The organism is Aeromicrobium massiliense JC14 (assembly GCF_000312105.1).
Lineage (GTDB): Bacteria > Actinomycetota > Actinomycetes > Propionibacteriales > Nocardioidaceae > Aeromicrobium > Aeromicrobium massiliense.
This window is the reverse complement of the sequence record NZ_HE978636.1, coordinates 932,810-952,461: the sequence shown is the minus strand read 5'-3', so window position 1 is coordinate 952,461 and position 19,652 is coordinate 932,810. Positions and strand designations below refer to the sequence as shown.

Genomic DNA, 19,652 nt, shown 5'->3' with positions numbered 1-19,652 from the left:
TCAGGCCTGCGCCTGGCCGGCGATGTCCTCGATGGCGGCGTTGAAGCCGCCGCTGGTGAGCGACGAGCCGGCCACCTTCGAGACGTCCAGCTCGTCGATCTTCTTGCCGACGACGACCTTGCTGATGCCGCCGGCGAACTTCTTCTGGAACATCTCGGAGTTGCCACCCTCGGCCTGCGGGTCGACCTCCACGGCGGTGATCGTGCCGTCGGCCTCGAGCGTCACCTCGACCTCGACGCTCTGCGTGCCGGCGGGCGTCTGGTAGCTGCCCTCGGCGTCGTAGTCGCCGGCCGTGTAGGTGCCGGTGGCGCCCGCGTCGGGGGCGGCGTCGGCGGGCGCCTCCTGGCTGGCCTCGGGCGACGGGCTGGCACTGGTGGCCTCGCTCGACGCGTCGGACGAGTCGTCCGAGCCGCAGGCGGCGGTGAGCAGCATCAGCGAGGCGGCGGCCGCGCCGGCGGCGGCCTGGGGCAGGCGGGTGAGCTTCATCGGTCCTCCTGGGACACGGGACGACATCGGAACTTGTCGGTACAACGATCCCCCGTCCGGGCTAGTTCCGCCGCACGCGTCCCGAGTCGCGGCTCACAGCGAGCGGACGGCCCGGACCGCGGCCTGGAACCCGGACATGCCGTGCACACCGCCACCGGGCGGGGTCGACGCCGAGCAGAGGTAGACGCCGTCGGCGACACGGTACGGGTCCGGCGACATGCGCGGCCGCATCACCACCTGCCACGGGTCGTTCGCCCCGCCGGCGATGTCGCCACCGACGTAGTTGGCGTTGTAGTCGTGCCAGGCCTGCGGCCCGCGGACGGCCTTGGCCAGCACCCGCTCGCGGAAGCCCGGGGCGAACCGCTCGATCTGCGCGGTGACGGCCTCGGTGGCGTCGCCCTCGTACCCGTGCGGGACGTGCGCGTAGGCCCAGATCGGGTGCACGTCGCCGTTCGAGCGGCTCGGGTCGGCCAGGTGCTGCTGGCACACGATGACGAAGGGGCGGTCGGGCATCCGCCCCTTCGCGATGGCCTGTTCGGCGGCGGTGACCTCCTCGATCTCGCCACCGAGGTGGACGGTGCCGGCGTGGCGCGCCTTCTCGTTCGTCCACGGGACGCCCTCGGCCACGGCGTAGTCGACCTTGAACGTGCCGGGCCCGTAGCGCCACTTCCGCAGCGAGCGGCGCACGTGCCACGGTGCGCGGTCGCCGGCGAGCGTGAGCGCCTGGTCCGGGCTCGTGTCGAGCATGACGACGTCGGCGTGCGGCAGCTCGGTGACCCGGTGCCCGGTCTCGATGCGTCCGCCGAGCTTCTCCAGCAGCGACGCCATCGCGCGCGTGATCGAGATCGAGCCGCCCTTGGCGACCGGCCAGCCCCAGCCGTGCGAGAACGTGCCGAACATCAGGCCCAGGGCGGCCGTGGTCGGACGGGTGAGTGGCTGGACGGCGTGGTCGGACATGCCGGCGAACAGGGCACGGGTCTGGGGGTCCTCGAACCGCTTGGCGAAGACGGTGGAGGGCAGCAGCGCGTTGACGCCGAAGCGGGCCATCACCAGCGGGTGGGCCGGGACGTGCACGATCGGGCCGAACAGCTCGTCGACCAGGGCCTCCTTGTGCTCGACGAGCGGGCCGAAGACGCGGCGCCAGCGGTCGCCGTCGACACCGAGCCCCTCGACCGTCCGGTCGAGGTCGCGGTACAGCGCGGCCCCGCGGCCGTCGTCGAGCGGGTGCACGGCGTCGATCTCGGGCCACAGCCACTCCAGGCCGTGCTCGGCCAGCGGCAGGGCGCGGAAGAACGGCGACGCCAGGCCCGTCGGGTGCGCGGCGGAGCAGACGTCGTGCAGGACGCCCGGCAGCGTCAGCTCCTCGGTGCGGGTGCCGCCGCCGATCGAGTCGTGCGCCTCGAGCACGGTCACGTCCAGCCCGGCCTGGGCCAGGACGATGGCCGCTGACAGGCCGTTCGGCCCCGATCCCACCACGACGGCTGTCGACACGGGCACTCCCTTCGTCCTCTCCACCCTGTCGCCCCGTGCGAGGCGCCGCAATCGGGGGACGTCTTGCCCGATGGACGCGCCCGGGCCCACGTTGGCCCGACCGTTTAGGCTTGCCTAAGACCCCAGACGACCCGGGAGAACACTGAATGAGCAGGCAGCTGCGCGTCGCCATCGTGGGCGCGGGACCGGCCGGCATCTACGCCGCCGACATCCTGACCAAGTCCGACGCCGACGTCACCGTCGACCTGATCGAGCGCGACCCGACGCCGTTCGGGCTGATCCGCTACGGCGTGGCACCGGACCACCCGCGGATCAAGGAGATCATCAAGGCGCTCAAGCGCGTCATGAGCAACGACGCGATCCGCTTCTTCGGCAACGTCGCGTACGGCGACGACCTCAAGCTCGAGCAGCTGCGCACGTTCTACGACGCGGTCGTGTTCGCCACGGGCGCCCGCCGCGACCGTGACCTCGACATCCCCGGCATCGACCTGCACGGCAGCTACGGCGCGGCCGACTTCGTGTACTGGTACGACGGCCACCCGGACGTCTCGCGCGAGTGGGACTTCCAGCCGCACGCCGAGTCCGTCGCCGTGCTCGGCGTGGGCAACGTCGGCCTCGACATCGCCCGCATCCTGGCCAAGACGGCCGACGAGCTGCTGGTCACCGAGATCCCCGACAACGTCCACGAGGGGCTGAAGAAGAACGCCGCCAAGGACGTCCACGTCTTCGCCCGCCGCGGCCCGGCGCAGGTCAAGTTCACCCCGATGGAGCTGCGCGAGCTGTCGCACTCGCCCAACATCGACGTGATCGTGCACCCCGAGGGCTTCGAGTTCGACGAGGGCTCGATGGACGCCATCCGCGCGTCCAAGAGCCAGAAGCTCGTGGTCGACGTGCTGACCAAGTACCTGGCCACCGAGCCGTCCGGCGCCGCGCACCGCATCCACATCCACTTCTGCCAGAACCCCGTCGAGGTGCTCGGCGAGGACGGCAAGGTCGTGGGCCTGCGCACCGAGATCACCGAGCTCGACGGCACCGGCAACGTCCGCGGCACCGGCGAGTTCAAGGACTGGCCGGTCCAGGCGGTCTACCGGGCGATCGGCTACTACTCCGACCAGCTCGCGGGCCTGCCGTTCGACACCAACGCGGGCGTCGTGCCCAACGACGGCGGCCACGTGCTCGAGATCGACGGCTCGCCGCTGCCCGGCGCGTACGTCACCGGCTGGATCAAGCGCGGTCCGATCGGACTCATCGGCCACACGAAGTCCGACGCCAACCAGACCGTCACGATGCTGCTGGAGGACTTCGAGGCCGGACGCCTCGAGGCCCCCGAGCAGCCCGACCGCGAGGCGTTCGACCGCCACCTGGACTCGCTCGGCCTGCACTACACGACCTGGGAGGGCTGGGAGCGGCTCGACGAGCACGAGCTCGGCCTGGGCGAGAGCCACGAGCACCAGCGCGAGCGCGTCAAGGTCGTCCCGCGCGAGGACATGGTGCGCATCGCGCGCTCCTGACGCACCCGACGCGACGCCCCGCCCGGCCCCGGCCCGGCGGGGCGTCGTCGTCTACTCGGGCAGCTTGAGCACCTGCGCGCGGCAGTCGGGCTGCGCGACGGTGGTGGGCACGCCCTCGACGGTGAACTCGGCGGTGGCGCCGCCGGCGACCGGGCCGACCACGGCCACGCGAGCGCCGCGGGACTGGCCGTCGGCCACGTCGGCGAAGGCGGTCACCTGGTAGCGGACGGCCTTCGTCCCGGCGTTGCTCAGCACGCCGCGCACCGCGACGACGCCGGACTCGGGGGCGCCGCACGTCATCGAGACCAGCGCCTCGGGCACGGGCGACGCCTGGTCGCCGGGAGCCACGGGAGTGTCGTCGCCACCGCCGAGGTCGCCGGGGACGAGGCCGCAGCCGGCGGTGCCGAGCGCCAGGACCGCGGCGAGCAGGAGGGGACGGACGTGCATGGCCACATCCCACCACGTCACGCCGGACGGCCGCCGGACCCACGCCGAGGACGCTGGGTGAGGCCAATTACTGTGACGTCCTAGGAACCTGCGAGGGAGGCACGATGACGGACTTCGACCACATCGAGAAGGTCGGCGTGATCGGCGGCGGACTGATGGGCTCGGGCATCACGGAGGTCACGGCACGCGCCGGGCTGTCGACGATCGTCGTCGAGGTCACCGAGGACGCCGCCCAGGCGGCCCGCGAGCGGGTCGAGGGCTCGCTGCGCAAGGCCGAGAAGCGCGGCAAGATCAGCGCCGAGGACGTCGACGCGACGCTCGGGCGCATCGTCTTCACCACCGAGCTGGAGCGCCTGGCCGACCGCGACCTCGTCGTCGAGGCCGCGTCCGAGCGCGAGGACGTCAAGCTCGGCCTGTTCGAGCGCCTGGGCACGATCCTGGAGCAGGACGACGCCGTGCTGACGTCCAACACCTCGTCCATCCCGATCGTGAAGCTCGGCGCCGTCTCGGGCCGCGCCGACCGCGTGATGGGGGTGCACTTCTTCAACCCCGCTCCGGTCATGCAGCTCGTCGAGCTCATCCCCTCGCTCACCACGGGCGAGTCGACCAAGGCGCGCATGCAGCACTTCGTCACCGAGAAGCTCGGCAAGCAGCCGATCGAGGCCACGGACCGCGCCGGCTTCGTGGTCAACAGCCTGCTGGTGCCCTACCTGCTCTCGGCCATCCGCATGTACGAGGCGGGCTACGCCTCGGCCGAGGACATCGACAAGGGCATGGTGCTCGGCTGCGGCCACCCGATGGGCCCGCTGGCGCTGAGCGACCTCATCGGCCTGGACACGATCCGCGCCATCGGCGTCTCGATGTACGACGAGTTCAAGGAGCCGCTGTACTCGCCGCCGCCGCTGCTCGACCGCATGGTCGACGCCGGCCTGCTCGGCAAGAAGAGCGGCCACGGCTTCTACGCCTACTGAGCACAGCACGACGCCCCCGACCTGGTGGTCGGGGGCGTCGTCGCGTCCGGGCTCGTCGCCCGCGTCAGGCTCGGGTCAGCGGACCCGGATGCCGGCGGTGTAGGTGCCGGTGATCGCGCCGGGAGCCACGGAGTAGCCCTCGCGCTCCTTGACGCCCTTGGCGCGCTTGCTCTTCCACTTCCAGCTGACGTTGACCACGCCGTGGGTCGACGGGACGAGCGCGTCCAGCTGCTTGAGGAGCTGGGCGAACGTGCGCGGCTCCTCCTCCTCGCCGAACTCGTCGTCGCACCAGATGTCGCCTTCCTCGTCCATCTCGCAGCCCTCGGGGACCTGCTGGGACTTGGCCGCGTAGGTGACCTTCACGGTGCCGCGGGCCGTCTTGGAGATGGCGAACGCGCGAGCGGTGCCGACGCTTGTGCCCTGCGGGCGTCCGTTGACGTACTGGCGGTAGACCGGGCGGACGTGGATCGTCTGGCCCTTCTTGACGGTGGTGCCGTTCGCCCAGACCCACTTCCCGCCGGTCCAGCGCTGCGCGCCGGCGTGACGGTAGGTGACCGACTTCGCGCTCTGCAGCGTCAGGTGCGACGTCACCGAGGTGATGGTCACGTCGGCCAGGTCGGTGCCCATCAGGCTCGCGACGTCGTTGCCGATGCCGGTGGCCAGGTAGTCGCCGAGCTCGCCGCCGCGGGCGGAGTACACGTCGGTGTTGATCAGGCTGCCCGCACGGCCGCCACGGACCGTGTAGTTGATGCGCCAGACCAGCCGGACGGTGCCCGTGCCGGAGTTGTCGAGGGTGTCGACGGCGGCGAACGCCGGCGCGTAGGCGGCGGCGAAGGGAGCCATGTCCTGGTTGACGACGGTGCCCGCGTACGTGTCGATGCGCTTGCCGGCGGCGTTGAGGACGTTCGTCGTGACCGGGAAGCCGGAGACCCGGCCGATCTGGCCGCGCAGGGCGCCGTAGCCGTCGTAGTTGACGGTGCCGATCTGCTGGCCGACCTGCGAGACCTGCTTGAACGAGCCGGTGGTGCCGGTGGAGTCCGGGACGATCAGCGCGGCCGAGGCGTTGTGGATCGACAGCTGCGTCTCGCCGGCGAAGTCCATCGCGTGGCCGAACGCCCACACCGTGGAGCCGCAGATCGCCGTGACGGTGCCGACGCCGCCGGAGAACAGGTCGCCCGTGGAGTAGCCGATGGCGACGTTGCCGCCCGCGACGAGCGGGTCGTTGATGACCGTCGGGGCGGCGACCGAGGCGAAGCCGCCCGCGCGAGCGGCCCGCGCGGTGGCGGACGTGCCCGGCACGCGCTTCAGCGTGCGGTTGGCCAGGGCGTTGCCCTTGGCGCCGCCGGCGACGACCTTGCGGGTCTTGAGCTTCGGCAGGCTGGTGCCGGCCAGCTGGCGCTCGGTGGCGGCGGAGGCGCCGGACAGGGCCGAGCGGGTCAGCGCGACGCGCGCCGGGGCGCTGCGGTCGACGCCGGTCTGCTTCATGTACTCGGCGGGCGTGACGCCGGCGATCGGCAGGTTGTCACCGGTCAGGCCGTACGCGACGGCGCCGATGAGCCGGCCGTCCTGCGCGTAGACGGGCGAGCCGGACATGCCGGCCCAGATGCCGGCACGCGGGTTGCCCGTGTCGATGCCGGCTCCGGAGAGCTCGAACAGCAGCATGTCGACGCCCTTGCCGAGCGCGTCCGCGACGTGGCCGACGTACTCGCCGGTGAACCCGACGGGCTGCGTGCCCTTCACGACGGTGAGGCCGGTGACCGGCTCGCCCTCGGGGAACGCGACGGCCTCGTCCTGGGTGACCATCGGCTGGCTGCCGTCGGCGCAGAAGGCGGCCGGGGCGGGCGCGGCGGACGCGGCGCTCATCGGTGCGACCAGCGTGGCCGCGACCAGGCCGCTCAGGGCGGTGGCGGACAGCCAGCGCAGGATGGGACGGTTCATCGGTTCCCCCGTGTGGGTCTTGGGACGGACAGCTGCGCGTCCCGAGATCAAGCGGGTCCGAGCGGCTCGACGATAGTCGTGACCCCTCCCCTGCCGTGGCGGAATGCGGAAAGACGCGACCGTGACCGTCCTCCCGTCGGCGCCCGGCGCGCGGACCTGAGCGGCCCGGTCCCTGAGCCTGCGCCCGGTCCCTGAGCCTGTCGAAGGGACCCTTTCGACACGCTCGAGGAGCGGGGGTATGCCTAGAGCAGCTCGCCGCGGCGGCGGGCGGCGGTGACCGCCTCGAGCCGCGAGTGCGCGTCGAGCTTGCGCATCGCGTTGCGCAGGTAGCTGCGGACGGTCTCCACGCCCAGGTCGAGCCGGTGGGCCACCTCGGCGTTGCCGCACCCCAGCGCGACCAGCCCGAGGACGTCCAGCTCGCGGCGCGTCAGCACCCGCTGCTCGGGCGTGGACGGCACCAGCCGGTCGCCGAGCCCGTCGAGCCGCTCGCGCAGGGCCGGGTCGTCCACCCCGGACGCGATGGTGCGCAGCTCGGCGAGCAGCTCGCGCAGCGAGGCCACCTCCTGGGGGTCGCGCTCGCGCGTCCAGGCCGCCGCCGCCTCGACCCGGCGGTCGACCTCGTCGCGGACACGGATCTCCTCGGCCAGCCGGCGGACGTGCGGCGCCACGACCCGCAGGGCCGCGTCGCCCAGCGTCTCGGTCCCGCGGGAGCCGCAGTACACGAGGCCGCGCACGGTGCCCGTGACCACGACCGGGGCGACCAGGATCGACGTCACGCCCTCGCCCAGCACCGGCCGGTCGTACTCGTGGGTGATGCCCCGCGCGGTGCGGTAGTCGCGCACCGCCGCCGGACGTCCCTCGGCCAGAGCCCGCCCACCGAGCCCCGAGCCGCGCCGCACCCGCAGGTTGCGCAGACCGGACGTTCGCTGGCCCAGCAGCTCGGTCTGGACGGCCGCCTCCTCGTCGCCGAGCCCGGCGAAGAACAGCGGCACGGGCAGGTCGGCGCGCAGCCCGCGCAGGCAGGTGCGCAGCGCGTCGGCGTCGCGGTCGGCAGGGGCGGACGGCACCACGGTTCACACCCTTCCGGGGGTGGCAGGGGTCGGGGACGACTGGCTGAATAGTACGTGACCGCCGTCACAGGCCGATCCCGCACCGACCGGAGGCAGCATGTTCTTCCCGTTCACCGTCCGCGACTTCCTCGACCGCGCCACCACCGTCTACCCCGACCGCGTGGCCGTCGTCGACGAGCCCGACCAGCCCGCCGACTCCTGGGGCGAGATCACCTACGCCGAGATGGGCCGCCGGGCCCGGCGGCAGGCCGCGACGCTGGACGAGCTCGGAGTGCCGGTCGGCGGCCGGGTCGCGGTCGTGTCGCACAACTCCGCCCGGCTGCTCACCAGCTTCTTCGGCGTCTCGGGCTGGGGGCGCGTGCTCGTACCCGTGAACTTCCGCCTGGCCGCGCCGGAGGTGAAGTACATCGTCGAGCACTCCGGCGCCGAGGTGCTGCTCGTCGACCCGGCGGTGCGGCACCTGCTCGACGAGGGGGTGACCGCCCGGCACGTGTTCGTGCTCGGCGAGGACGACGACCGCATCTGGGGCCCGAGCACCGAGCCGCGCCCGTGGGAGCCGGACGAGTCCGCGACGGCGACGATCAACTACACGTCCGGCACCACCGCGCGGCCCAAGGGCGTGCAGATGACGCACCGCAACCTGTGGGTCAACGCGACCGTGTTCGGCTGGCAGCTCGGCGTGAACGACCGCGACGTCCTGCTGCACACCCTGCCGATGTTCCACGCCAACGGCTGGGGCCAGCCGTTCAGCGCCACGGGCATGGGCGTGACGCACGTCGTCATCCGGCAGATCGACGGCGCCGAGATCCTGCGCCGCATCGAGCAGCACGGCGTCACCTACCTGTGCGCGGCGCCGGCCGTCGTCGCGTCCGTGCTCGCCGCGGCCAAGGACTGGGACGGCGAGGTCCCCGGTCGCGACCGCGTGCGCATCGTCGTGGCCGGCGCGCCTCCGCCCACGCGCACGATCGAGCAGGTCCGCGCCGACCTGGGCTGGGAGTTCATCCAGATCTACGGCCTCACCGAGACCGCGCCGCTGCTCACCATGAGCCGCATGCGCGAGGAGTGGGACGACCTCGAGCCGATGGCCCAGGCCCGCCTGCTCGGACGCGCGGGGGCGCCGGCTGTCGGCGTCCGGGTCATGGTCGATGACTCCGGCGAGGTGCTGGCACAGAGCAACCACAACCTGGAGGCGTACTGGGAGAACCCGGAGGCGACCGCCGAGGCTCAGGCCGGCGGCTGGTTCCACACCGGCGACGGCGGCACGTTCGAGGACGGCTACCTGACGATCGCCGACCGCAAGAAGGACGTCATCATCACCGGCGGCGAGAACGTCTCGTCGATCGAGGTCGAGGACGCGCTCATGCTCCACCCGTCGGTGCAGGAGGTCGCCGTCATCGGCATCCCCGACGAGAAGTGGGGCGAGCTGGTGACCGCGCTCGTCGTGCTCGACCCCGACGCCGAACCGGTCGACGACGCCGCCCTCATCGCCCACACCCGCCAGCACCTGGCCGGCTACAAGTGCCCCAAGCGCATCGAGCTGCGCGACGCCCTGGAGCGCACGGCCACCGGCAAGCTGCAGAAGTTCAAGCTGCGCCAGCCGTTCTGGGAGGGCCACGAGCGCCAGGTCCACTGAGCGGCGTCCCCTCGACAGGCTCGGGGAGCGGGGCGAGCGGGGCCGCTCCCGCTGGCCGAGCCGGTCGAGGCCCGTCAGGCGAGCTCGAAGCGGGCCTTGCCCGCCCGCTTGGCGCGCAGCAGGGCCGCGTCGGCCGTGTCGAGCAGCTCGCTCACGGTCGGGCGGGCGTGCACGGGCGCCGACGTGGCCCCCACGCTGACGCCGAGCTCGGCCGCGACCGAGCCGACCCGCACCGGGTCGGCGAACGCCGACACCATACGGTCGGCGAGGGCCGCGACCCCGTCCTCGTCGGGCAGCAGGGCCAGCACCGCGAACTCGTCGCCGCCCTGGCGCATCACCACGGCGTCGTCGCCGGCCACGGCGCGCAGCCGCGGGGCCAGGGCGACCAGCACGTCGTCGCCGAAGCCGTGGCCGTACTCGTCGTTGAGCGCCTTGAAGCCGTCCAGGTCGCAGGCGAGCACGCCCAGCACGCCCTCGTCGGCGCGGGTGAGCAGCTCGGCCACGGCGTGGGCGCCGCCGCGGCGGTTGAGCAGTCCGGTGAGCGGGTCGTGGGCCGCCGCGCGCTCGTGCCAGGCCTGGGTCTCGCGCTCGGCGGTGATGTCGGCGAAGGAGCAGATCGCCCGGTAGGCGCGTCCGGCCTGGTCGAGCACCGCGTGGACGCGCACCTGGTACCAGACCCGGGCCCCGTCGGGACGCTCGCGGAAGGCGACGAGCCGACCGCTCGTCCGCTCCGCTCCCTCGGCGAGCAGCTCGGCCACGACCTCGGAGACGCACCGCTCGCCCTCCGCCGGGGTGAGCAGCGCGGCCAGGCTCGCGACGTCGGCGACCTCGCCGAGCTCGCGGACGAAGCGCCGGTTCACGTAGGTGAGCCGCTGCGCCGGGTCGACGACCGCCTCGGGCGACGGCGAGGAGTCGAACGCGCGGCGGAAGATGCGCTCGTTGTGCTCGGTCTTGGCCAGCCGCCGGTGCGCCTCGATGCTCTGCTCGGCCTGACGGGCCAGCAGCTCGAGCATCGCGCACTGCTCGTCGTCCGGGGCACGGCCGGAGACCGGCAGGTCGACGCTGACCAGGCCGATCAGGACGCCGTCGCCGTCGCGCAGCGGCGCGTAGAGGCCGTCGTCGACGCCCCAGGCGTGCGGGTCGTCGGCGCGGCGGGCGTACCAGCCCTCGTCGTCGGAGCGCCAGGTCGGCAGGCCGACCTCGGGGTCGTCGCCGCCGACGAGGAACAGCAGGCGTCCGCGCGCCTCGCAGGAGTCCATGAGCGCGTCGTACTCGGCGCGCGGTCCGACCCGACCGAGCATGTGCCGGCGCAGCTCGTCCGGGCCCTCCACGACCACGACCTCGAGGTCGTCCGCAGCGTCGGTGAGGGCGATCGCGACGGCGTCGAACCCGACGACGGTGCGGATGGCGCGGGCGATGGACGCGAGCACCACGGGGAGGTCCGAGCCCGCGACGATCTCGCGGGTCACCTCCAGCAGCTGCTCGACGCGCGATCGCTGGATCGCCGCCTCCGTGCTCCGCGTCATTGCCCGACCCCCGTCATCCGTGACGACGTCACGGTAGTACCGGTGATCGGCGGCCCGCCCGGCCGATCCAGTCCGGAGTCCGGAAATGGCCCGTCCGGGCCATGCCGCGCATGACCCGGACGGACGAGGCGCTCACTCCAGGACGAGCAGCAGGTCGCCGCCCTCGGCCTGCCGCGTCTCGCGCACCGCCAGGCGGGCCACGCGTCCGGCGCGCGGCGCGGTGATGCCGGCCTCCATCTTCATCGCCTCGATCGTGGCGAGCGTCTGTCCGGCCTCGACGGTGTCGCCCTCGGCGACCAGCGCGTGGACGGCGCCGGCGAAGGGGACGGCGACGTGGCTGGGGTCCTGCGGATCGGCCTTCTCGGACGCGGCCACCTGCGACTCGACCGAGCGGTCGCGCACCTGCGTCGGGCGCAGCTGCCCGTTCACGGTGCCCAGGACGGTGCGCATGCCCTTCTCGTCCGCGGGGCCCACGGCCTCGACGTCGAACAGGTGCAGGCGGCCCTCGTCGATCTCGACCTCGACCTCGTGGCCCGACCGCAGGCCGTACCAGAACGCGTCCGTCGGCAGCAGCGACAGGTCGCCGTGCTCGGCCAGCGCGTGCTCGAAGTCCGACGTGGGCCCGGGGAAGAGCAGGCGGTTGAGCGTGCGGCGGCGCGTGGCGCCGGGCTCGGCGAGCGCGCGCAGGTCGTCGTCGGCGACCTCCTCGACCCGCGGGGCCGCGGTGCGTCCCTGCAGCGCCTTGGTGCGGAACGGCTCGGGCCAGCCGCCGGGCGGGTCGCCGAGCTCGCCGGACAGGAAGCCGATGACCGAGTCGGGGATGTCGAACGAGGCCGGGTCGTCGGCGAACGCCTGCGGGTCGGCCCCGACGGCGACCAGGTGCAGGGCGAGGTCGCCCACCACCTTGCTCGACGGCGTCACCTTGACGACGTTGCCGAGGATGTCGTTCGCCGCGGCGTACATGTCCTCGATCTGCTCGAACTTCTCGCCCAGGCCCAGCGCGATGGCCTGCTGGCGCAGGTTCGACAGCTGGCCGCCGGGGATCTCGTGCCGGTAGACGCGGCCGGTCGGCGCGGGCAGGCCCGACTCGAACGGGGCGTACAGCCGGCGCACGGCCTCCCAGTACGGCTCGAGCGCGTTGACCGCGTCGATGTCGAGTCCGGTCGAGCGGGCCGAGTGGTCGGTGGCGGCGACGAGCGCCGACAGCGGCGGCTGGCTGGTGGTGCCGGCCAGCGAGGCCGACGCGGCGTCCACCATGTCGACGCCGGCGTCGATCGCCGCGACGATCGTGGCCAGCTGGCCGCCGGGGGTGTCGTGCGTGTGCAGGTGCAGCGGCAGGTCGAAGCGCTCGCGCAGCGCGGTGACGAGCGTCCGGGCCGCGGGGGCGCGGAGCAGGCCGGCCATGTCCTTGATCGCCAGCACGTGCGCGCCGGCGTCGACGATCTGCTCGGCCAGGCGCAGGTAGTAGTCGAGCGTGTAGAGCTTCTCGACCGGGTCGGACAGGTCGCCGGTGTAGCAGAGCGCGACCTCGGCGACGGTCGTCCCGGTCTCGCGGACGGCCTCGATCGCCGGGCGCATCTGGGAGACGTCGTTGAGCGCGTCGAAGATGCGGAAGACGTCGATGCCGGTGTCGGCCGCCTCCTGGACGAACGCCGTCGTGACCTCGGTCGGGTACGGCGTGTAGCCGACGGTGTTGCGGCCGCGCAGCAGCATCTGGATCGCGACGTTCGGCATCGCCTCGCGCAGGCGCGCCAGGCGCTCCCACGGGTCCTCCTTGAGGAAGCGCAGCGCGACGTCGTACGTGGCACCGCCCCACGCCTCGACGCTGAACAGCTGCGGCGTCAGGCGGGCGACGTGCGGCGCGACCCGCACCAGGTCGCGGGTGCGGACGCGCGTGGCGAGCAGCGACTGGTGGGCGTCGCGGAACGTGGTGTCGGTGACGCCGACGGTCTCGCTGGCGCGCCAGGCGGCGGCGAACCGCTCGGGGCCGAGCTCGCTCAGCTGCTGGCGGGTGCCGGCCGGCGGCGCCTCGTCCAGCGAGCGTCCCCAGACCGAGAGGTCGGGCAGCTTGGTGGCCGGGTCGAGCTGCACGGGCGCCTCGCCGTGCGGCCGGTTGACCGTCACGTCGGCGAGGTAGGCGAGCAGCTTCTCGGCCGGGTCGAGGTCGCCGCGCGTCTCGAGCAGCTCGGGGTGGTCCTCGATGAACGACGTCGTGATGGCCCCGGCGGTGAAGTCCGGGTGGGCCAACAGGCTCTGCAGGAAGCCGATGTTGGTGGAGACGCCACCCACGGTGAACTCGCGCAGGGCGCGGCGCACGCGCAGCACCGTGGACCCGAAGTCGCGGTTGCGGCAGGTCATCTTGCTGAGCATCGAGTCGAAGTGCGGGCTGACCGAGGCGCCGGTGTAGACCGTGCCGCCGTCCAGGCGCACGCCCGGTCCACCGGGCGAGCGGTAGGTCGTGATCGTGCCGGTGTCGGGCCGGAAGCCGTTGGCCGGGTCCTCGGTGGTGATGCGGCACTGCAGGGCGTAGCCACGCACCCGGATGCGGCTCTGGTCGTCCAGGCCGAAGTCCGACAGCGCCATGCCCGACGCGACCATGATCTGGGCCTGGACGAGGTCGACGTTGGTGACCTCCTCGGTCACCGTGTGCTCGACCTGGATGCGCGGGTTCATCTCGATGAAGACGTAGCGGCCGTCCGCGCCGAGCAGGAACTCGACGGTGCCGGCGCACGAGTAGCCGATCTCCCGGGCGAAGCGGACGGCGTCGGCGCACATGGCCTCGCGGGTCTCGACGTCCAGGAACGGCGCGGGAGCGATCTCGACGACCTTCTGGTGGCGGCGCTGCACCGAGCAGTCGCGCTCGCGCAGGTGCACGACGTGGCCCTGGGTGTCGGCGAGCACCTGCACCTCGATGTGCCGGGCGCCGACGACGGCCTCCTCGATGAAGCAGGTCGGGTCGCCGAAGGCGCCGTCCGCCTCGCGCATCGCGGCCTCGATCGACTCGCGCAGCTTCGCCGGGTCGTCGACGCGGCGCATGCCGCGACCGCCACCGCCGGCGACGGCCTTGACGAACAGCGGGAAGCTGAGCTCGTCGGCGGCACGGAGCAGCTCGTCGACGTCCGCGGACGGCGGGACCGAGGCGAGCACCGGGACGCCGGCGGCCTTGGCGGCGGCGATGGCCCGGGCCTTGTTGCCGGTCAGGCGCAGGACGTCCGCGGGCGGGCCGATGAACGTGATGCCGGCCGCGGCGCAGGCCTCGGCGAGCTCGGGGTTCTCCGACAGGAAGCCGTAGCCCGGGTAGACGGCGTCGGCCCCGGCGCGCTGGGCGGCCGCGACGATCGCCTGCGGGTCGAGGTAGGCGCGGACGGGGTGGCCGCGCTCGCCGATCTCGTACGCCTCGTCGGCACGGACGCGGTGCTCGGACCCGCGGTCCTCGTAGGGGAAGACGGCGACCGTGCGGGCGCCGAGCTCGTGGGCGGCGCGGAACGCACGGATGGCGATCTCGCCGCGGTTGGCCACCAGGATCTTCTGGAACACAGGGACGTCCTCACCGGCTGGGGTCGTGTCGGTGACCACAACCTACCGCCGTGTCCCGCGGGCCGGACCGCCGTCTCACCCGTGGCGTCCGGAAGCGGCCACGGGTGGGACGGGGTCAGAGCAGCGCGTCGGTGAGGTGGTCGGGCGTGCCGAAGCGGTGGGCGGTGATGCTGATCGCCTGCTCGTGCACGAACGGCAGCAGCTCCACGCGTCCGGCCTCGGTGACCGGGCCGGCGTGGACCGCCAGGTCCGGACGGCCGCCGGTGGCCGCCTCGACCACGCCACGCTCGTCGCCGAGCGCCCGCAGGCGCGACGGGCCGTCCCACCGGGCGAGGTGCTCGCGCCACGCGTCGAGCGGCTCGACCGCCACCTCGACGCCGCCGTCGGCCAGGGCGGCCGTGACGTGCTCGGGCAGCGGGTCGGCCACCGAGACCTCGACCGCGGACCCGGCGACCAGCCCGGCGCCGACGATCCGCACGACGTCGGCCACGGAGGCCCCGGCGCCCGCGCGGACCGCCACCGGGACGGGCACGTGCCGCAGGACGTTGCGCTCGACCGTGAGCCCGCTCGGGTCGACCGGCACGCCCAGGAGCGAGTCCCAGACAGCGGCGTCGCTGGCGAACGAGCGCTGCACGCGGGCGATGTCGTCCGCGGGAAGGCCGTCCGCCACCGCCGCGTCGACCAGCCGGGACGCGACGCCCTTGGGCGCCGCGGTCGAGGTGGACGGTCGCGGACGCCAGTCCGAGAGGCCGACGAGGTAGTGCGGGCCGCCCGCCTTGGTGCCGGTGCCGACGGCGGACTTCTTCCAGCCGCCGAACGGCTGGCGGCGCACGATGGCGCCGGTGATGCCGCGGTTGACGTAGAGGTTGCCGGCCTGGACGCCCTCGAGCCACTGCCCGATCTCGGCCGGGTCGAGCGAGTGCAGGCCCGCGGTCAGTCCGTAGTCGACGCCGTTCTGGATGGCCAGCGCCTCCTCGAGCGTCTCGGCCGTCATGATGCCCAACACCGGGCCGAAGAACTCGACGCGGTGGGTCGTCGAGCCGGGCTGCACGCCCTCCAGGACGCCCGGCGTCCAGAGCCGGCCCTCCTCGTCCAGGCGGCGCGGCTCGACCAGCCAGCGCTCGCCGTCGCGCAGCGTCGTCAGCGCCTCGAGCAGCTTGCCGGACGCCGGCTCGATGAGCGGGCCGACGGTGGCGGTGGGATCGCTGGGCAGGCCGACCTTCAGCGAGCTGACCGCGTCGACCAGCTGGGCGCGGAACCGGCGCGAGCGGGCGACGCCGCCGACCAGGATCACCAGCGAGGCGGCCGAGCACTTCTGGCCGGCGTGCCCGAAGGCGGACGCGACGACGTCCTTGACCGCGAGGTCGAGGTCGGCGCTGGGGGTCACGACGATGGCGTTCTTGCCGCTCGTCTCGGCCAGCAGCGGAAGGTCGGGACGGAACGAGCGGAACAGCTCGGCGGTCGCGTACGCGCCGGTCAGGATGACCCGGTCGACCCGCGGGTCGGCGACCAGGGCCTGGCCGAGCTCGCCCTCCTCGACGTGGGCCAGCTGCAGCAGGTCGGCCGGCACGCCGGCGTCCCAGAGAGCCTGCACGACGACCGAGCCGCAGCGGGCCGCCTGCGGCGCCGGCTTGGCGACGACGGCCGAGCCGGCGGCGAGCGCGGCGACCATCGAGCCGCACGGGATCGCGACCGGGAAGTTCCACGGCGGCGTCACCACGGTCAGGGCGACCGGGACGTGCTCGGCGCCGTCGACGTCGTCGAGCTCGCGCGCCCGCTCGCTGTAGTAGCGGACGAAGTCGATCGCCTCGGAGACCTCGGGGTCGGCCTGCTCGAGCGTCTTGCCCGCCTCGGAGGCCATGACCTCGATCAGCTCGCCGCGCCGGTCCTCCAGGACGCGCGCCGCGGCCAGCAGGACGTCCGCGCGCTCGGCGCCCGAGCGGGCACCCCAGGCGACGCCGGCCGCGTGGGCCGACGCGAGGACGTCCTCGAGCGCGGCGGCGTCGCGGACGGTGTGCCGCTCGACCAGGTCCACGCCCAGCGTCGAGCCGGGCACGCGGGCGAGCAGCTCACGGGCCCACACGCGGTTGCCGGGCAGCGACGGGTCGGAGTCGGGGGTGTTGTCGAACGCGGCCGGCACCGCGGCCGCGGGCTCACGACGGTCCTGCGTGCGGCGCGGGGCGGGCACGACGTCGTCCACCCGCTCCAGCGACGCCAGGAAGCGGTCGCGCTCGCGGGCGAGCAGGCGCGGGTCGTCGTGCAGGTCGAACACGGCGGACATGAAGTTGTCCGCGCTCGCACCCTCCTCCAGCCGGCGGACGAGGTAGGCGATGGCCACGTCGAACTCGGCCGGCTTCACGACCGGCGTGTAGAGCAGCAGCCCGCCGACCTCGCGGCGGACGACCTCCGCCTGGCCCTGCGCCATGCCGAGCAGCATCTCGATCTCGACGCCGTCCCGGACGCCGCGCTCGCCGGCCAGCAACCACGCGTGGGCGACGTCGAACAGGTTGTGTCCGGCGACGCCGAGCCGGACGTTCGCGATGCGCTCGGGGTGCATCGCCCACGACAGGACGCGCTTGTAGTTGACGTCGGAGTCGAGCTTGGTGTCCCACGTGGCCAGCGGCCAGCCGTGCACCTGGGCGCCGACCTGCTCCATCGGCAGGTTCGCGCCCTTGACGACGCGCACCTTGACGGCGGCGCCGCCGGCCGCGCGGCGCTCGGCCGCCCAGTCCTGCAGGCGGATCATCGCGCCGAGCGCGTCCGGCAGGTAGGTCTGCAGCACGATGCCGGCCTCGAGCCCGCGCAGCGCCGGCTCGTCCAGCAGCGTCATGAAGACCGCCATCGTCAGGTCGAGGTCGTGGTACTCCTCCATGTCGAGGTTGATGAACTTCGGCACGGGCGCCGCTGCGGCCAGCTCGAACAGGGGGCGCAGCCGGTCGACGACGTGGGCCACGGCCTCGTCGAAGGCCCAGGCGGGGTGCGGGGCGACGGTGGACGACACCTTGATCGAGACGTAGTCGACGTCGTCGCGCTCGAGCAGCTGGCGGGTGCCCTCGAGCCGGCGGTCGGCCTCGTGCTGGCCGAGCACCGCCTCGCCGAGCAGGTTGACGTTCAGCCGGGCGCCGCCCCCACGGATGCGGGCGATGGCGCGCCCGAGCGGCTTGGGCCGGGCGTCCACGACCAGGTGGGCGACCATCCGGCGCAGCGCGCGCCGGGCCAGCGGCACCACGAACCACGGCGCGACGGCGCTCGTGACGGCGCCGAGCCGCACGGCCGCGCGCAGGTGCCAGGGCAGGAACGCCGGGACGTCGCGGGCCAGCTCGCGCAGGCGGTGCGCGGCGACGCGGACGTCGTCGGGCCGGACGACGCCGTCGACGAAGCCCACGGTGAAGGGCAGCCCAGCAGGGTCCTTGAGCAGGCCGGCCAGCCGGAGGGCCGCCTTGTCGGGCGCGATGTCGGCAGCCTCGGCGAGCCAGCGCTCGACGAGCGCGACGGTCTCGGCGGCGAGCGGCGGGCGCGCGGGGGTGATGGCGTCCAGGGCGGTCATGGCTGCTCCTTCATGGGGATGGCCGGACCAGTCTGGGACGCGTTCTCCGTTAAGGTAAAGCGATCTTTTCTGACCGATACCGTGAAGCGAACCCGAAGGATCATTGTGATCGACGTCCGCCGTCTGCGCCTGCTGCGCGAGCTCGCCCTGCGCGGCACGCTCGGTGACGTCGCCGCCGCCCTGCACCAGAGCCCGTCGTCGGTCTCGCAGCAGCTCTCCCTGCTCGAGCGCGAGGTCGGCGTGCCGCTGCTGATCAAGGCCGGCCGCCGCGTCCGACTCACGCCGCAGGCCGAGATCCTGGTCGAGCACGCGGCGGCCGTGCTCGAGCGGCTCGAGCTCGCCGAGTCCGACCTGGCCGCCTCGCTGGAGGAGGCGGCCGGGTCGGTGCGCATCGCGGTGTTCCAGTCCGCGGCGCTCGCGTTCATGCCCGAGGCGCTCGACGAGCTGGCCCAGGAGCATCCCCGCCTGCGCGTCTCGATGACCCAGCGCGAGCCGGAGTCGGCGTTGCACGAGACCTGGGCGCGCGACTTCGACCTGGTGATCGCCGAGCAGTACCCGGGGCACGCCGCGCCGCACCATCCCGAGCTGGACCGTGTCGAGCTCACCCGCGACGCCATCCGGCTCGCGGTGCCGCGCACCGGACCGTGGGCCGGGCTGCGCCGCATCGAGGACGCCGCAGACGCTCCTTGGGTGATGGAGCCGCGCGGCGTCGCGTCCCGCCACCACGCCGAGCAGGCCTGTCGGGTGGCCGGGTTCGAGCCGGACGTCCGCTACGAGACGGCCGACCTGCAGGCACACGTGCGCCTGGTCGAGAACGGCAACGCGGTGGCGCTGCTGCCGGACCTGCTGTGGCTGCGGCACGAGCCCCCGGTCGCGCTGCACCCACTCCCCGGCGACCCGCAGCGCACGGTCTTCACCGCCGCCCGGCGCGGCTCGGCGGCGAGTCCGGGCCTGCGCGCGTGCCGGGCCGCGCTCGAGCACGCGGTGGCCCGGTCGCGCTGAGCGCGTCGAGCGTTCCCGCCCGCCCGCTCGTCCGCCGCCCCTAGGGTGCTCGGCATGGCTCTGTTCAAGTCCGAGGAGGAGCGCGCCGCCGAGCGCGCCGAGCGCGAGCGCGTCGCCGCCGCCCAGCAGCAGGCGCGGGCCGCCGAGCAGGCGCGGCTCGCGCAGGAGCAGGCGGCCCGCGAGCACGCGGCCAGCCCGCTGGGGCGTGCGCAGGCCGCGCACGCGGCTGGCCAGGCGTTCTTCGAGATCCAGCTGGACGTGGGGCAGACCCAGGGCGTCGCCACGTTCGGCGAGGCCCGCGCGGACGAGCGCCGCACCGACGCCCACCTCGGCGTCCTGGGCGCGATCGAGCAGGTCGGCTGGCGCCTGGAGCACGTCGGCTACGTGTTCGTGCAGACCGGCCAGGAGTCGACCGACAAGTTCGTCACCACCGGCCAGCGCATCGCCGTCACCGGCAAGACGGTCGGCATCTACCTCTTCCGCCGCGCCTGAC

At 73.6% G+C, this 19,652-nt stretch carries 13 protein-coding genes; 5 read left to right on the top strand and 8 right to left on the bottom strand.

Annotated elements, in window-relative coordinates; translation table 11 throughout:
* Positions 1 to 486: an FMN-binding protein gene (locus HGAM_RS04865; protein WP_019144353.1), complete on the bottom strand. Its 486-nt coding sequence runs from the start codon at positions 484 to 486 to the stop codon at positions 1 to 3.
* A gap of 93 nt (positions 487 to 579) precedes the next feature.
* A complete protein-coding gene (locus HGAM_RS04860; protein ID WP_038951566.1) occupies positions 580 to 1,977 on the bottom strand; it encodes a phytoene desaturase family protein in 1,398 nt (465 codons plus the stop codon).
* Between the two features lie 146 nt (positions 1,978 to 2,123).
* On the opposite strand from HGAM_RS04860, the gene HGAM_RS04855 reads away from it, so the two are divergent.
* Entirely contained in the window at positions 2,124 to 3,488 is a 1,365-nt protein-coding gene (locus tag HGAM_RS04855) for an FAD-dependent oxidoreductase (RefSeq protein WP_019144351.1), read from the top strand.
* Positions 3,489 to 3,539: 51 nt separating this feature from the next.
* Here the strand turns inward: HGAM_RS04855 and HGAM_RS04850 are convergent, their stop codons facing one another.
* Positions 3,540 to 3,935: a hypothetical protein gene (locus tag HGAM_RS04850; RefSeq protein ID WP_147543545.1), complete on the bottom strand. Its 396-nt coding sequence runs from the start codon at positions 3,933 to 3,935 to the stop codon at positions 3,540 to 3,542.
* A 104-nt stretch (positions 3,936 to 4,039) separates the two neighbouring features.
* Here HGAM_RS04850 and HGAM_RS04845 point away from each other — a divergent pair, with 104 nt between their 5' ends.
* Positions 4,040 to 4,906 carry a 3-hydroxybutyryl-CoA dehydrogenase gene (locus HGAM_RS04845; RefSeq protein WP_019144349.1) on the top strand — a complete coding sequence of 289 codons (867 nt, stop codon included), beginning with the start codon at positions 4,040 to 4,042 and terminating at the stop codon, positions 4,904 to 4,906.
* Between the two features lie 75 nt (positions 4,907 to 4,981).
* Here HGAM_RS04845 and HGAM_RS04840 read toward each other — a convergent pair whose 3' ends face one another.
* Complete coding sequence (locus HGAM_RS04840) at positions 4,982 to 6,844, bottom strand: hypothetical protein (protein WP_019144348.1); 1,863 nt, start codon at positions 6,842 to 6,844, stop codon at positions 4,982 to 4,984.
* Positions 6,845 to 7,086: 242 nt separating this feature from the next.
* Complete coding sequence (locus tag HGAM_RS04835) at positions 7,087 to 7,914, bottom strand: LuxR C-terminal-related transcriptional regulator (protein WP_019144347.1); 828 nt, start codon at positions 7,912 to 7,914, stop codon at positions 7,087 to 7,089.
* 97 nt (positions 7,915 to 8,011) lie between these two features.
* Between HGAM_RS04835 and HGAM_RS04830 the strand changes: the two genes are divergently transcribed.
* Positions 8,012 to 9,547 carry an AMP-binding protein gene (locus HGAM_RS04830; protein ID WP_019144346.1) on the top strand — a complete coding sequence of 512 codons (1,536 nt, stop codon included), beginning with the start codon at positions 8,012 to 8,014 and terminating at the stop codon, positions 9,545 to 9,547.
* Between the two features lie 74 nt (positions 9,548 to 9,621).
* Here HGAM_RS04830 and HGAM_RS04825 read toward each other — a convergent pair whose 3' ends face one another.
* From HGAM_RS04825 to HGAM_RS04815, 3 genes are all read right to left on the bottom strand, one after another.
* Positions 9,622 to 11,073 carry a diguanylate cyclase domain-containing protein gene (locus HGAM_RS04825; RefSeq protein ID WP_038951563.1) on the bottom strand — a complete coding sequence of 484 codons (1,452 nt, stop codon included), beginning with the start codon at positions 11,071 to 11,073 and terminating at the stop codon, positions 9,622 to 9,624.
* Between the two features lie 132 nt (positions 11,074 to 11,205).
* Positions 11,206 to 14,610 (bottom strand): pyruvate carboxylase, encoded by a 3,405-nt coding sequence (locus HGAM_RS04820; protein ID WP_019144345.1) that lies wholly within the window; start codon positions 14,608 to 14,610, stop codon positions 11,206 to 11,208.
* 115 nt (positions 14,611 to 14,725) lie between these two features.
* Positions 14,726 to 18,157: a bifunctional proline dehydrogenase/L-glutamate gamma-semialdehyde dehydrogenase gene (locus HGAM_RS04815; RefSeq protein WP_019144344.1), complete on the bottom strand. Its 3,432-nt coding sequence runs from the start codon at positions 18,155 to 18,157 to the stop codon at positions 14,726 to 14,728.
* Positions 18,158 to 18,262: 105 nt separating this feature from the next.
* Between HGAM_RS04815 and HGAM_RS04810 the strand changes: the two genes are divergently transcribed.
* Both HGAM_RS04810 and HGAM_RS04805 read left to right on the top strand, forming a co-directional pair.
* Positions 18,263 to 19,159 (top strand): LysR substrate-binding domain-containing protein, encoded by an 897-nt coding sequence (locus HGAM_RS04810; protein WP_019144343.1) that lies wholly within the window; start codon positions 18,263 to 18,265, stop codon positions 19,157 to 19,159.
* Positions 19,160 to 19,213: 54 nt separating this feature from the next.
* Entirely contained in the window at positions 19,214 to 19,651 is a 438-nt protein-coding gene (locus HGAM_RS04805) for a hypothetical protein (protein ID WP_019144342.1), read from the top strand.
* The last annotated feature ends 1 nt before the right edge of the window (position 19,652 follow it).

What these genes read in the sequence shown, in the direction of transcription:
- HGAM_RS04865 (WP_019144353.1), bottom strand. Translation starts at nt 486, where the DNA reads ATGAAGCTCACCCGCCTGCCCCAGGCCGCCGCCGGCGCGGCCGCCGCC.
- HGAM_RS04855 (WP_019144351.1), top strand. Translation starts at nt 2,124, where the DNA reads ATGAGCAGGCAGCTGCGCGTCGCCATCGTGGGCGCGGGACCGGCCGGC.
- HGAM_RS04850 (WP_147543545.1), bottom strand. Translation starts at nt 3,935, where the DNA reads ATGCACGTCCGTCCCCTCCTGCTCGCCGCGGTCCTGGCGCTCGGCACC.
- HGAM_RS04845 (WP_019144349.1), top strand. Translation starts at nt 4,040, where the DNA reads ATGACGGACTTCGACCACATCGAGAAGGTCGGCGTGATCGGCGGCGGA.
- HGAM_RS04840 (WP_019144348.1), bottom strand. Translation starts at nt 6,844, where the DNA reads ATGAACCGTCCCATCCTGCGCTGGCTGTCCGCCACCGCCCTGAGCGGC.
- HGAM_RS04830 (WP_019144346.1), top strand. Translation starts at nt 8,012, where the DNA reads ATGTTCTTCCCGTTCACCGTCCGCGACTTCCTCGACCGCGCCACCACC.
- HGAM_RS04825 (WP_038951563.1), bottom strand. Translation starts at nt 11,073, where the DNA reads ATGACGCGGAGCACGGAGGCGGCGATCCAGCGATCGCGCGTCGAGCAG.
- HGAM_RS04815 (WP_019144344.1), bottom strand. Translation starts at nt 18,157, where the DNA reads ATGACCGCCCTGGACGCCATCACCCCCGCGCGCCCGCCGCTCGCCGCC.
- HGAM_RS04805 (WP_019144342.1), top strand. Translation starts at nt 19,214, where the DNA reads ATGGCTCTGTTCAAGTCCGAGGAGGAGCGCGCCGCCGAGCGCGCCGAG.